Here is a 14,914-nt window from a genome sequence, read left to right as displayed (position 1 = left end):
TTCGGTCTGTTTTTGATTCTACCATTTGTTCTACGCCATTACAATATTATTCATTTAATTTTTTCATACAATCTCTATTTTACTAAAATAATTTTAGAATCATTTTGATGTTGACTTGTGATTTTTAAGAATTTAGCACAACGTTTCTTATTTATAATAAGTTACTAATATAACAACACATATATATTTTTTTTTGACTATTACTAAATTCTAGTTATACACTTTTTTTTATGCTATGATTACATTTGAAATTTTGATAAATATTGACCCGAAAGATGTAGTGATCAATTTGACTTCAAAGGATATCTTCCTAATATTTTTAAAATATAATGTTTATTTTTGGGGAAAATAATCTAAGTTTGTCCTTCTTTATTAAAAATTTTTTGAATGACAATAAAAATTACTATTCATCAAGTATATATCTCATTTTGATATACATTATGCTTGCAACAGAAGCTCGGTAGAGTACTGTATTTTTATTAGGAGGGAGGTATGTAAATTAATGACTAAAATTGATAAAATAAAAAATAAAATCATCGATACATCTTTACTTTTATTTAATACACAAGGTATAGCTAATACATCGATTCAAGATATAATGACAGCCACTGATTTGCCTAAAGGAGCTATTTATCGTAGATTCAAGAGCAAAGGTGAGATTGTACTTGCTGCGTTTGATAAAGGCGGTGAGATCATGTGGAAACATTTTCATGAAGCGATGGAACATAAAGAGAAATCAATTGATAAAATCATTGCGATTTTCCTTGTGTATCGAGATGCAGCCAATAACCCTCCGATTGCCGGTGGGTGTCCTTTGCTTAATAGCGCAATTGAAAGTACAGGTGTATTTCCAGAGCTACAAAAAGCTGCCGCAAAAGGATATAATAATACTATATTATTAATAGGATCTCTTATTGAAGAAGGAATAGAAAAACAAGAGTTTAAAGAAGATGTAGATGTTTTATCACTTGCTTCTTTTCTTGCATCGTCAATGGAGGGAGCTATTATGGCTAGCCGAGTGTCTAATAATAATGAATACTATCATTATTTTATTGAACAAGTGAAATATCTTCTGACTTCTTATTCTAACTTTACATCTAGTTGTAGTTGACCACCTATCTATGAGCTAGAGTTAAACGGCTACATTTTTAAAAGTACAAATTAGAAACACTATACATTTCCATCAACTTAATGATATAAACTACTCCAAAAAATATAAAACGTTATTCTTTCTAGATAAAATAAATTAGAAAGAATAACGTTTTTTTGTACTTGAGGGTGTTATAAAATCTCATATGTCGATGGTGATGACCACTTTGTTCAAATGGTCGTTTTTTTATAGTAATAAAAGGATTATCTTAATTTGACAATCCTTTTAATAAATAAAGTTCAAATAATTCTGCGATTTTTTCTTTTTCTAGCGGTTCATGGTTTTTTTCCCAATCAAAAATAAGCGATACGTATAAGCGAAGCATAATAAATGCTGTAATTTCTGGATCACATTTGCTAATTTCACCTTTTTCAATCGCCATTTCTAAATACGATTGAATAACAGAAACGATTTCCACATCAACTTGTTGCATCACTTCTTGTACTTCTTTCGTTCCCATATCGCGCTCTTCTTGAATTAATTTAATCATGAGCTGATGTTCTTTTCTAAATTCTAAGATGCTATATAATGCTCTATGTACATTTTCAAAAAATGAAATATCTGGACGAATTGCATCTTTTGCAACTTGCCTCATTTCTGTAATTAAATTAGAAATAATTTCACCAAACAGTTCTTCTTTATTTTTGAAAAAAGTATAAATTGTTCCTTTTCCAACATTCGCTAATTTCGCTACTTGATCCATCGTTGTTGCTTTATAACCAAACGCTGAAAAAGACTTTGTTGCAGCTTCAATAATAGAACGTTTTCGATCTATCGCCACATCGTCACCTCCAAAAATGACCAATTGGGTAATATAGTCAATTAGTACACTTTCGATATTACCACACGCTTACATTCTATACAAGTTCTCTTTTTTTATTATTCCCAGTATAAAAAAATTCCAGTCAAATTATATAATACTGTCATAGTGTATCAGAAGGAAAGAGAAAAAGAAAAGGTGTTCTTAAGATATAAAGATAAACCTTACTTATCAACAACAAAATTCCTCTTTTTTAAATAATCAAATGAAAAAACAAGAAAATCTTTACAATTAATAGTAATATAGAAAATAGACAAGTTTATCAAAATAGTGGAGGCTTTTTCATTCATGATGCGTGCGCTTCGTTTAAATATAAAGCAAGCTTTTTGTAATCGTGTTTCTTTAATTATTATGTTTAGTGGATTAGCTCTTATTTCTATTTATCATTATTATTATGTAATTCGTTATATTGGAGACGGAACGGATGTGTTTGTAACAACAGCTTTTAAATGGATTGGATTTCGGGATAATGAAATGGATGTTTATTTATTATTAATGCCCGTTATTGCCAGTCTCCCCTTTAGTACGAGTTACAACTCGGATAAATCAGATGATTTTAAACCGTTTATTAGTAAAAGGATTTCTTTATTCCCTTATTCAGTTACGAAATATATCGTTACATTTTTTTGCGGAGGAATTCTTTATACGTTTCCATTCATCTTATCGTTATTATTTTGCATTTTAACCATTCCAAACGGAGCACCTGCCTTCGGTGCTGGCATAATAAACGACAATGGGATGTTCGCAAACTTATATTACGATTCTCCCCTCACTTACATTATTGTATATATCGGTATTAATTTTTTATTTGCAGGTTTAATGGCTCTTTTAGGACTTGCTGCATCTGTATGGTCACAAAAGGACTATATGGCGATTCTATTTCCATTTGCAGTTACCTCCATTCCTTACGTCCTGTTAAATACAATATTCCCTACAATCGGCGGGGCACCTATTCATTTATATGATCCGAAACAACCATTGCAAGGCATGTCACCGTATATTTTAATGTTGCAATGTGTTTTCTTCCTCTTCGTTAGCCTATGCATGTACATAAAAGGCGTACAGCGTGATAAAAAAAGGTACAAAAGAAGACTGCAAAGAAGAGATCGGTGTAGAAAAGCGTTTCAAGCCATTTCAGACTAAACGATTGAACGAATAAGAGCGTAATTCCCTAAGTTCGATTCGGAATTACGCTCTTATTATCAGTTTTCAAAAAAGTTATACGCGATATTACACATTTGCTTTGGCTGCTCCACTACCGTCCAATGTCCACAATTTGTAATTTCTAAAAACTCTATATGAGGTATGTACTCTATAAAATGTTCTTTTATAGTAGTAAGAGTTAATATATCATGACTCCCTTGTGCAATTAGAATCGGAATTTTCGAGAGCCTTTCTACATGTTTAGTCACATCATAATTTCCCACCATATCTGCACCTAGTATCGTGTTAACTTCATTACTAAAGGTTGTTTTCTTTTTATAAGTTAAAGTTTCTATAGCAAACACATAATAAGGGTCTAACACTTGTAGCATCTCGTATATAGAAGCCTCTCCTACTTTAATCTTCTTGTTTATTTCAGAAATAATTACTTTGTCCTCTTCCGTTAATCTCTTTTGCAGTTCTTCTCCAAATCTTTCTAACCCTTTCACATTAACTCCTATCGCAGCTGTTAAAAGTAATTTATTCACTCGTTCGGGATATGTAGTTGCATACAGTAACGCAAGCATTGATCCCCATGATTCCCCAAATATATTTATTTTCTCAAACCCCAATTGCACACGCAATGCTTCTAAGTTTTCAACCTCATTCCTCATAGAATATTGTTTATCCTTTGGCTCTTCCGATTCCCCACAACCTGTTTGATCATAAAAAACTAGTTGGAATTTTTCTGCTAGCGGAGCCATATAGGGAAGAAAAAAGCGGTGTTCACTTCCAGGTCCTCCATGAAGAAATATGATTGGTTCACCTACCCCTAACATTTTTACATAAAGATTATTGTCGTTTACATTTACGAATCGTACACTTTCACTACTCATATAACCATCTCCTCTTTTACGGCGTACCAGCCAATCCCCATAAAATAACAACCGCCGCAAAATAAATTGCTTTAATACCTACAACTAAACATAATGAAATAATTGCATATTTACTTAATTCTCTTCTTGCACCTATTAAAGTGAAGATAACCGCCAAACTAAATGTTATATAGGACGCTGCTGTATTTATTAAGTTATACGTAATATCTAAATTCTGTGTAAGCCCTGTTATCTCGGCAGCAAATTGAAGCAAGACAATACTACTAAAAAAAATCGCTAGCTGGTTCATTAATTTTCCATGTATTTGTGCTTGCATCGTTAACCCCCTCATAAAACTGAATATTTAATTAATTCTATCATCATATTACAAAAAAAGGAATTCCCTCTTCATAATTATATGCCGATGAAAAAACAAAAAAGAACGCTTAGTCACCTAAGCGTTCCCTACTTTAAGATGCCTTCTTCAAATCAATTTGAGCAAGTACTGGATCGTGGTCACTTACACGTCCGTGCTCTTTCATAATGTTTGAGTTTAAGTGTACTGGGTCTACAATTGTGTGCGGTGCGATGTTGTTTGTTACTAAAATATGATCCAACACTTGTGCATTTCCTTCATGAATGTATGTGTAACGATTCTCTTTCGGCACTGTGTTTAACATATTTTTTAAGATTGTTCCTTCTAGTTCTTCTAGTGGTTTAGCGAACTCGAAATCGTTCATATCTCCTAGCACAACAACTGGTGCATTCGTATTCTTTTTCTGAATACCTTGTACGAAATGATTTACTTCTTGCGCTAACTGAATTCGTTTTTCTTCACTCTTTAATACGAGCGGTTGTACTTTTCCAAATGGCGTTGCATCTCCTATTTTTGAGTTTAAGTGATTTGCAACGACAACAACGTTTTGCCCTTGGAACGTAAATTCTGCAGCTAACGGTTTACGTGTACTTCCAAATAATGGATTTTCGTCTCCAATGCGGACAACATTTTTATCAAGTAACTTCGGTACTGTTGCTAATTTCACGCGTGATGGGTTATAGAAGAAACCGACGCGAATGTTAGCTCCTGGTGCTCCTCCGTCTTGATTGTTGTTTGGAGCAATCTCTACATACTCATACTTCGGACCTCGAATTTCTACCACTGCATCAATGATACGTTTTGCGCTTAATGAAGCATCTGTTGTACCGTCATTAATTGATCCATTATTATCTTGCATTTCCTCTACACCGATAATATCTGGCATTTTTAAATTGTATTTAATAGAATACGCTAACGCTTTTACTTTTTCATCTGTTGTTTCTTTCTTATTCGCCGAGAAGTTTTCAATGTTAAATGTAGCAACTGTTAATTTATCAAGACGCGGCTGAATATTTGCCCCTACTTGCTTAAATCCACCGTCTACTACAGATGGTAATTCTGTTACTGGCGAAATACGGAACGAACCGTAATCATATCCTACTACCCCTGTTATATCTCCAGTGAAAGTATCGCCTACTTTTGCCACATAATCACGAGGTACTTTTACAGAAAGACGCTCTGGGTTTAATTGATTTTCAGCTAAAAGGGGTGTGCCATATTTCGTTACTACTTTATCACCACCATTTTGTACTGTTACATATAAATTCCCGTTTTTCTGAGGTGCAATAATTTTTGGCGTTGGCATCGTAACGCGCATACCTTCTACACTTTCATAAAAGTCAATGCCATCTTCATTTGGATCAAATAAACCGAATGCATCATTATCAATAATTTGATCCGGGATTTTTACACCATTTTCTCCAAGTACGATCGGTGCTGGTAACGGTTGATCTTTTGCGATTACAGCAACGCGGCTCGCCTTAATTTCAGTCGTTGTTAAGTCTGTTTCAAACCTTTCTGCATATCCAGGTCCAACATATTCTTCTACTTCTCCATCAACTTGAATAAGATCTCCTACTGCTACATTCGCATCTTTTTTGTATACGTACATACCTTCTGATGTAGCTGGATCATTATCCGGCTGATTATCTTCTATATAAAAACCATTTTTATCAAGTGCTGTGACAACGCCTTCCACATTGTATACTTTCTTCCCATTGTAAGGAGAAATATGTGATTTCCCTTGAATATCATGAATACGAACTGGTTCATTGTTTACGATAATAAATGAAAATGTCGAAACCGCCGAAGAAGTAAGCCCTTCTTTTTCTGCGATTGCTTTAATTACGCTATTTTCATTCACTATAATTTGTCCGTTATAAAGAACACTCTTGTTGGTAGGAGTAGAACCATCTAGCGTATAGTAGATTGTTGCTCCTTCTGTGTTTGTTGTTAATGTTACCGCTGTTCCTTTCGCAACTTCCCCGCCACCAGGTGAAGCTACTACATCGCTAACACGGTTTTGTCCTTCTCCTTGAAACTTATAAGCTGTTGTTGATTTTAAACCTGGGCTACTAAAATATAATTCAAGCGTCCCTGTTAACTGTACTTTCTTCCCTATATTTTCAGGGTGATCTTTCACATTTACTGCCGATCTCACATCACCTTTTGGCAACTGAACAGGCATGATTTTGTCTGGATTCGTTTCATTTGGCGAATCAGCAATTGCTACGTTCGTGTCGTCAAACTTAGCCGGATCCTTCGTGTACTTAGAAGGACCTTGCGTATATCCAACAATATACCCTTCCACTATCCCCTTCGTTTTCCCTTGCTGCTTAAATACTTGAATTGCTTTTTCTACTGACATAGAAGTAGTTTCTTCTGCTTGCGCTAAAGTTCCAGTAAATGAAAGCAATAGCAAAAGTGATAAAAAGACACTTAACAATTTCTTCACAGCCATTTCCTCTCCCTATTTCATATTTTCTCAGCATTTCTATCATATCAAATGATTCGTTATATAGAACGTTATTTCGACAAGTTTTACAAAAAATTAATCTAATTTACTCGTTTTCAAACTATAATACAAAATAATAATTTTACAGACTCTATGAATGCACTCTATAATGTTAGAGAGAGAAGACAGAAAATATCGAAATTTCATTGGCATGTAAAATGGATTCATTTAAATAGGAGTGATTGGATGGAAGTACAAACAGAAACATACCGTGCAGCTATGAATGGAACATTAGAACGTCATTTTTCAGATATGATTGCTGTTATACCAACTAGAATTACAATTGATCAGCTAAAACAGCGGCTAGAAACTATCTCTACTAAAGTTGATGAATTAAAAATTGTTTATAGTGATGAGACAAGCCTTATTGTTGAGTTACATATGGATGAAAAAGTCATACCGTATGAACTGCATATTGATGAAACGAATGATCCAGAAGAATATAAAATGTACAATAGACAAGATTCCACAATAGTAGATCGTACTTTTGAAGATGCGGCTTTCGGCACTGAAATTTTCACTCGTACGCTATTTGTAGGCGATGTGCTGGACTGCTTTTTCCAGCAGTTACAATTTTTATGGAACCTTGCCCCAGATTTGTTATTTGTAATCGATTCAAGCGCAGCAATGAAAGTGATATCTAGAAGCTATATTGAATATCACGTTGAAAATGAATTGTTACCTGACATTCCTGACTTATACGTTATTCATTCCGTATATGAAGACGATAAAGAAGGCGAGCCTACGCAATATTGGTTTCATACACACGGCCTTTTAAGAGCAGGCGTAACTGAAATAGAATTAATTATTCCAAATCGCATTTCTTCCTACTACGGCATTGGCGATCTTTTTCAAACATTTGCTAATAATGCCGTTGAGAATGGCCAAGTTCCAATGAATGAGCCTATCGTTATTGCACATAGTCAGCAAGGTTCCATACATACAGTAGCTGTTCCGTGGGAAAAAGGTTTATCTTATATCGGACGTAAAACGAGTATGGATCAATTATCTTCAATTGAAGATGAAGAAGTGAAATTACAACCAATAGATGCACAAAACATATTTCTTGGCGGGATGGATGCCCGAGATGAATACCATCAATCTCCCTCTGTTCTCTTGTTCCAATATAATACTTCAGGAGAATATATAGAAAGCTTTTTCAAAGAACACGAAGAAGCTACAGGGCTCATGTTCTATAAAACAAATAGTGAAACGGCTCGTATGGCTTATAATGCAAAAAATACTTTCGGGTATTTCAGCAACATTTTTCAAATTGAACAATCAAATGAAGATTTCCGTTTCCTCGCTAAGTTTGGTGTCTCTTACGAAGAAGGAAAAAGTGAACATATGTGGTTTGAAATGCAAGACCTTACGGAAGATCTCATTCAAGGAATACTCATTAATGAACCGTATTTTATAGAGGAGATGCATGAAGGGAACTCTTATCATTTAGATTTTGACAACTTAACAGAGTGGGTTATTTATGCGGGAGATGCGGTTATAAAACCAAATAACTTATATATGTTTATTGGTTAACAAGTATTTCATATAATAAAAGAAAAACCTTCAATTATATTGAAGGCTTTTCTTTTGAAGTATTTTATTGTGCTATTAATTCCGTCTCCATTACTTTCTCCAAATGAGATACTACACGCTGTGCTGCTTTTTCACCTTGCTTAATACAGTCCGGAAGACCAGAACCAGCGTAAGAACTCCCTGCCAAGTATACGCCTGGCAACTCTTTCTCCATAAATGTTGTAAGTTTCTTCATTCGCTCGTTATGGCCTACTGTATATTGAGGCATCGCTTCTTTCCAGCGACTCACAATCGTGAAATCTGGATCCATTGTAATGTCCATCGTCTTTTGTAAGTCCTCTAAGACAAGCTGTACAATTTCCTCATCGGTTTGTTCCACAATCGCTTCATCACCAGAGCGTCCAACATAGCAGCGAAGGAGTACTTTCCCTTCTGGCGTTGTATGCGGCCACTTTTTGTGTGTCCACGTACATGCTGTAATCGTATAATCGCTATTTCTTGATACGACAAATCCTGTCCCATCAATATCTCGCTGAATGGCTGATTTCGGGAAAGCAAGTGCCACGTTTGCAACTGATGTAGACGGCATGTTGCGGAAGAAACGGAACTGCTTGTACTGGGCAAACATAGATGGCAATACTTTATGCGAGGCTGCCATAACAATCGCGTCTGCCTCGATTTCTTTTCCGTTACTAAGTGTAATCGTATAAACGTCAGCAAGCTTCGCGATTTTTTCAATACGTGTTCCCTTCATTACCGTACCTTCATGAATCTTCACTTCAAGAGATTCTACTATAGATTCTAAACCTGTTTTCACCGTTTGGAAGATTCCCTTTTTCGGTGCAGCCTTCTCTTCTTTCGGAGCGAGCGTACGCATGCCAAGTGAAATACTACGATGTTTTTGCTCCATTTGATATAACTGCGGGAATGTAGACATAAGACTCATTTCATCAATATCCCCAGCATAAACACCTGATAGTAATGGTTCTATTAAATTTTCAACTACTTCGTTTCCGAGGCGATGTCTGAAAAACTGCCCGAGTGATTGATCAGATACTGGTTTTGATCTAGGCATTAACAGATCAAAACCAGCTCTTAATTTACCAATTGGGGAGAACAAGCCGGAAAATAGAAACGGAGTAATTTGCGTTGGAATTCCCATCATTGAACCACTCGGCATTTTATGTAACCGATTGTTGACGAGGACGAATGATTTACCGGTCGTATTCTCTACAATTTCATCACCAAGGCCTAATTCTCTCACTAATTTAGCTGCACTTTCTTTTCTTGCTAAGAAAGAATCCGGTCCGCGTTCAATTGTAAATCCATCTTTTCGAACGGTTTGAATTTTCCCGCCAAGTTTACCCGATGCTTCTATAAGTAATGTATCGATCGGCAAGTTTTTTTCATGAATATTTTTTTGTAAGTTATACATTGCGGTTAATCCAGTGATGCCACCGCCGATGATCACAACTTTTTTCCTCAAGTAAGCTCCCCCTTTCTTTTTACAAGACAGATTCTTTTTTCTTTAATACAACATCTGTTAAACAATCAATAAACGCGTCCGATGCGTTTGGCATTTCTGGACGATAATATTTCGCGCCAATTTCATCCGTTACAACTTTACACTCAAAGTCATTGTCATATAAAACTTCTAAATGTTCCGCAACAAATCCAACTGGTGCATATACGAATGAACTGTATCCGTACTTTTCATTTAGTTCTCTCGTTAAATCTTGTACATCTGGACCAATCCAAGGATCTGGTGTATTTCCGGCACTTTGCCAACCTACTGCATAATTTGCTACTTCAGCACCGCGTGCGATATAATCAGCTGTTTCATTTAATTGATCTGGATATGGATCGCCCATTGCGATAATTTTTTCTGGTAAGCTGTGCGCAGATACGATTAACACTGCTTTTTCACGTTCTGCTTCTGACATACCGTTATATATACCTTTCACTGCATCAACCCAGTACTGGATGAATTTCGGTTCTTTATACCAGCTATCGATGCCATGAATTGTTAAGTTTCCAAGTTTCTCAGCTTCTTCTTGTGCTCGTCCAACGTATGATTTTACGCTAAATGTAGAATAGTGAGGCGCAAGAACAAGTGCAATTGCATCTTGTATGCCGTCGTTATGCATATCTTTCACTGCATCTTCAATAAACGGTTCAATATGTTTTAAGCCAAGATACATATGGTACTCTACTTCATCTTGCACTTCATTTAAACGCGTCTCTAACTTCTTAGCTTGCTCTAATGTAATAGTAGCTAAAGGAGAAATACCACCAATTGCACGGTAACGCTCTGTTAAATCTTCTAGCATTTCAGGACTTGGCTTTCTTCCTCTGCGAATATGTGTATAGTAACGTTCAATATCTTCTTCTTTATATGGCGTTCCGTATGCCATTACAAGCAAACCAATTTTCTTTTTCATACAGCCAATCTCCTTTACTTCGCTAACTGCCCTTTAGAGTATTCATGAATAAATGTAGTTAAACGTTTTAATGTATCTGGATTTACTTCTGGGAATACACCGTGACCTAAGTTAAAGATATAACCTGGCTCTTTCATCCCTTGATCTAAAATACCTTTTACATGTTCTTCAATAACAGGCCAAGGTGCTAATAAGAATGAAGGGTCCATATTTCCTTGGACCGCCTTATGAACACCGCGTGCGCGTGCCTCTTCGATCGGTAAGCGCCAGTCTAAACCAACTACATCAAGCGGTAAGTCGTGCCATTCATTCACTAAGTGTGCAGCGCCAACACCGTGCATAATCATTGGTACACCCATCGTGCGAACTTCTGCGAAAATACGCTCCATTGCTGGTTTAATAAATACGCGGTAATCTGCTACATTTACTGTTCCAACCCAAGAATCGAAAATTTGAACTGCTTTTGCTCCTGCGTTAATTTGCGCTTTTAAATATGTAATAACCATATCTGCAAGCTTATCCATTAAAGCGAACCAAGCTTTCGGCTCAGCGTACATAAATGCTTTCGTATTATGGTAGTTACGAGAAGGACCGCCTTCAATCATATAGCTCGCTAACGTAAATGGAGCTCCTGAAAAACCGATTAACGGTACGTCTAACATTTCTGTCGTTAATAAACGAATCGTATCTAGAATGTATGGTACGTCATCTTCTGGATTGATTTCTCCTAATTTTTCTACGTCTTGTAAAGAACGGATTGGATTATCGATTACTGGGCCAATACCAGATTTAATTTCAACATCCACACCAATTGCAGGTAGTGGTGACATAATATCTTTATAAAGAATTGCTGCGTCTACATTATATTGATCAACTGGTAACTTTGTAACGTAAGCACACAACTCAGGATTATGTGTAATTTCAAATAGAGAATATTTTTCTTTTATCTTTCTATATTCCGGCTGTGAACGACCTGCTTGACGCATATACCATGCTGGTACATACTCTGTACGTTCCCCCCTACATGCTTTTAAAAATGTCTCATTTATAGTTCTTACCAAGACCCTTGCTCCCTTCCTTGCCAATGCTTCGAATACGTGCGATATTTATCTTTTTTTACTATACAGCTTGTAAAAACAAAATGCATAATATTATGTACGTTGTTCATGAAATTGACACAAACATATGTAAAACCGCTTACTATTTTCACAACATTCTTATTATAGCACAGAGAAAAACTATGGTTTAGCTACTTTTGACTTTTCTCCTTCGCGATTCGTTTGTGTGTTATATGGTACAACGTAAAAACTCGGTTTTGAAAATATGTTAACAAACTTTTCCTCATATTCTCCAGCACCTGTTACAGTGCCTACATGCGTATGAATTCCGTTTTCCACTCTGTAAATTCGATACATAACTCTTTCATCTGGAAGTGGTGTCCAGCTTAATTTTGTTTTAAATAAACCGAAAGGACTAAACGATAGTTTCATTTTTACATCTTCAATCCTGCGCAATCGAATCGGAGCACCGATTGTTTCCACTCCTTCTGGTTTCATAAACTTCTCTTTATGCTCTACATTTGCCTTCGTTAAAATTTTCTTAAACAATTTCGTCGCAGACGCACTTTCTCCTTGCAACTGATGCTCTTTATCTGTGCGGTCATAACCAATCCAAACAGCGCCTACTAAATTCGGCGTATAGCCAACGAACCACATATCTCTTGCTCCCTTGTCGTCATTTGGCAATGAAGTTGTACCCGTCTTTCCAGCTAACGCACCGTTATATACCCCTGCTTTCGCTGTCCCTTCCTTCACAACTCCTTCTAACATTTTCGTCATATACCATGCCGTTTGTTTCGAGAAAATATTCGTTTCTACTTTTGGTGATTCCCCAATGACTGCACCGTGTCTATTTAACACTTTATCAATCACGTGTGGCTCAATAATATTGCCATTTGCTAAAAATGCACGATACATTTTCACAAGATCCAACGTTGAAACGCCACTTTTCAGCCCGCCAAGCGCTGTACTTAGACCAGCGTCTGCAATATGAACATTTCCTTTCTCTAAATATTGCTTTCCTTCTTCTACCCCTAACTCATTTAATAAAGAAACTGCCGGTACATTCGCTGATTCTATAATCGCATCGTACATCGTCATTTCTTTCGAATACTCATGATTGTAATTTCGAGGCTCATACCCTTCAAAAGAACTTCTTTCATTCGTTAATAAAGAATATGGATTATACTTTTTCGTTTCTAGTGCTGGCGCATACACGAGAAGTGGTTTTAAAACAGAGCCCGGTTGTCTTTTTGCAAAGACGCGATTAAACCCTCTCGGGACATACTTTCTTCCGCCAATCGCAGCTTTAATCCCGCCCGTGCGATTATCCATTAATAAAAATGCCCCTTGCGCCCCATTTTCTTTACCAGGGAAATTTCTTGCATCTTGAAACTGGTTATACGCTACCTTTTGAATCTTTTCATCCATCGGTACGACAAACGTATAGCCTCCGCGAAGCACTTCTAGATGAGATAATCCGTATAAACGTGCTGCTTCATCTATGACCATATCAATGTACGGCATATATGCGAGTTCATTCTCATCTAAGTTTTTATAAAGAGCAATTGTCTTACCTTGATAACGAACACTTTCTTCTGCATTTAAATAGCCTTGTTTATGCATCAGTGACAATACGAGATCACGGCGCTCCTTACTCTTCTCCGGAGATAAGTAGGGTGAATATCCGTTTGGTGACTTCGGAAGACCTGCAAGCGTCGCACCTTCTTCTACTGTTAAATCCTCTACATTTTTATTAAAATACAGCTTTGCTGCCGCTTGAATACCGTAAGCACCATGGCCAAAATAAATATGATTCATATACATTTCAAGAATTTGCTGCTTCGTATATTTTTGCTCTAATTGAAGAGAAATTGCGACTTCCTTCAATTTACGTGTAAATGTTTTTTCACGAGTTAAAAAGACATTTTTAGCAAGTTGCTGCGTAATCGTACTACCGCCCTCTACCTTTTCACCAGCTATCGTATCTTTATAGAGAGCCCGCAATATAGATGGGTAATCAACCCCTTGATGCTCATAAAAACGAGAATCTTCCACCGCAACAAACGCTTGCTGCACATACTTCGGAATTTGCTCGACTGGTACGATTTCTCTATTTTCTACATATAATTTCGTAATTTCTTTCCCTTTCTGGTCAACGATACGTGATGAAGAGTGGAAAACGAGCTGCTTTTCATCCATCATATAGCCACCAGCTAACACAATAAGTTTATAGAATACAATTGCTAATACAAACGTTGCTAACCCACCTAATAAAGTCCACTTTACTTTCTTCATACATCGGCCTTCTTTCCAAATGATGGTACATTTATTATTTGAAAAAGAATTATCTTTATGTATATAATCTTCGAAGTTTTTCTAAAGAGTTGATATAATAGAAACAAACTATAAAGGGGGCATTAAAATGAAGGCGATTATTTCATACGAAACACCTCTAGAACAAGCACATTTCACTGCAAAAAATGATGAGAAAAATATGTTTTATAAAGAAAATACTGAAGAATCTGTAGAAGGCTCACTTCAGTATGACGTACTAGACGCTGTTGGCGAATTTAAAGGACAACCTGGCTATATCGTTTGTAACAACATTTCTGTAACAGACGAAGGTCGCCCTGTATTTGAAAACCGTTTTAAAAACCGAGCAGGCCTTATCGAAAACGAGCCTGGATTCCAAGCGATCCGCGTTCTTCGCCCATTAAGTAACGATACATATGTCATCTTAACAATGTGGGAAACAGAGCAAAACTTTAAAGACTGGACAGAATCACGTTCATTCGAAAATGCTCATAAAAAACGCCCTGCACAAGCAGAAGGACAAGCTCCTGCGCATCCACATGCAGAAGGGCAAAAAAGCATTTTCTCTCGTCCATCTTTTGTGACTACTTTTGATGTGTTAGTTTAGGTTTCTGATTTCAGATTCAGCGGCGCGTGAAATTATATCAACGATTCGACTAAAGATATCGATTTTACGCCAAAAAA

12 protein-coding genes are annotated in these 14,914 nt (G+C 36.3%); 4 read left to right on the top strand and 8 right to left on the bottom strand.

Translation table 11 applies throughout. The features are described 5' to 3' along the window. Positions 1-502 precede the first annotated feature (502 nt). Entirely contained in the window at positions 503-1,111 is a 609-nt protein-coding gene (locus tag COC96_RS26755; protein ID WP_097905912.1) for a TetR/AcrR family transcriptional regulator, read from the top strand. A gap of 247 nt (positions 1,112-1,358) precedes the next feature. Here the strand turns inward: COC96_RS26755 and COC96_RS26750 are convergent, their stop codons facing one another. Further along, the gene (locus COC96_RS26750) at positions 1,359-1,931 is read right to left on the bottom strand and encodes a TetR/AcrR family transcriptional regulator (protein WP_088232604.1); all 573 of its coding nucleotides are present in this window, start codon (positions 1,929-1,931) and stop codon (positions 1,359-1,361) included. 327 nt (positions 1,932-2,258) lie between these two features. On the opposite strand from COC96_RS26750, the gene COC96_RS26745 reads away from it, so the two are divergent. After that, positions 2,259-3,113, top strand: coding sequence for a hypothetical protein (locus tag COC96_RS26745; protein ID WP_098268632.1), 855 nt, complete (start codon positions 2,259-2,261; stop codon positions 3,111-3,113). Between the two features lie 59 nt (positions 3,114-3,172). Here COC96_RS26745 and COC96_RS26740 read toward each other — a convergent pair whose 3' ends face one another. The 3 genes from COC96_RS26740 to COC96_RS26730 form a co-directional block, all read right to left on the bottom strand. After that, positions 3,173-4,009, bottom strand: coding sequence for an alpha/beta fold hydrolase (locus COC96_RS26740; protein ID WP_088232606.1), 837 nt, complete (start codon positions 4,007-4,009; stop codon positions 3,173-3,175). A 16-nt stretch (positions 4,010-4,025) separates the two neighbouring features. Then, on the bottom strand, positions 4,026-4,325 hold the full coding sequence (locus tag COC96_RS26735) for a hypothetical protein (protein WP_088232607.1): 300 nt from the start codon (positions 4,323-4,325) through the stop codon (positions 4,026-4,028). A gap of 133 nt (positions 4,326-4,458) precedes the next feature. Then, positions 4,459-6,825, bottom strand: coding sequence for a DUF6359 domain-containing protein (locus COC96_RS26730; RefSeq protein ID WP_098769778.1), 2,367 nt, complete (start codon positions 6,823-6,825; stop codon positions 4,459-4,461). A 240-nt stretch (positions 6,826-7,065) separates the two neighbouring features. On the opposite strand from COC96_RS26730, the gene COC96_RS26725 reads away from it, so the two are divergent. Continuing rightward, positions 7,066-8,415 (top strand): DUF4026 domain-containing protein, encoded by a 1,350-nt coding sequence (locus COC96_RS26725; RefSeq protein WP_098268634.1) that lies wholly within the window; start codon positions 7,066-7,068, stop codon positions 8,413-8,415. A 64-nt stretch (positions 8,416-8,479) separates the two neighbouring features. On the opposite strand, the gene hemY is transcribed toward COC96_RS26725, so the two are convergent. The 4 genes from hemY to COC96_RS26705 form a co-directional block, all read right to left on the bottom strand. Beyond that, positions 8,480-9,901 carry a protoporphyrinogen oxidase gene (gene hemY, locus COC96_RS26720; protein ID WP_098769776.1) on the bottom strand — a complete coding sequence of 474 codons (1,422 nt, stop codon included), beginning with the start codon at positions 9,899-9,901 and terminating at the stop codon, positions 8,480-8,482. A 19-nt stretch (positions 9,902-9,920) separates the two neighbouring features. Then, positions 9,921-10,856: a ferrochelatase gene (gene hemH, locus COC96_RS26715; RefSeq protein WP_098268636.1), complete on the bottom strand. Its 936-nt coding sequence runs from the start codon at positions 10,854-10,856 to the stop codon at positions 9,921-9,923. 14 nt (positions 10,857-10,870) lie between these two features. Next, positions 10,871-11,917, bottom strand: a complete 1,047-nt coding sequence (hemE, locus tag COC96_RS26710) for a uroporphyrinogen decarboxylase (RefSeq protein WP_098769774.1) — start codon at positions 11,915-11,917, stop codon at positions 10,871-10,873. A 177-nt stretch (positions 11,918-12,094) separates the two neighbouring features. Beyond that, positions 12,095-14,212, bottom strand: a complete 2,118-nt coding sequence (locus COC96_RS26705) for a transglycosylase domain-containing protein (protein WP_098769772.1) — start codon at positions 14,210-14,212, stop codon at positions 12,095-12,097. Between the two features lie 127 nt (positions 14,213-14,339). Here COC96_RS26705 and hmoB point away from each other — a divergent pair, with 127 nt between their 5' ends. Then, positions 14,340-14,837, top strand: coding sequence for a heme-degrading monooxygenase HmoB (gene hmoB, locus COC96_RS26700; protein ID WP_097905903.1), 498 nt, complete (start codon positions 14,340-14,342; stop codon positions 14,835-14,837). Positions 14,838-14,914: the final 77 nt, after the last annotated feature.

Source organism: Bacillus cereus (assembly GCF_002577405.1).
Classification (GTDB): domain Bacteria; phylum Bacillota; class Bacilli; order Bacillales; family Bacillaceae_G; genus Bacillus_A; species Bacillus_A cereus_AU.
This window is presented reverse-complemented; position numbering and strand designations above follow the sequence as displayed.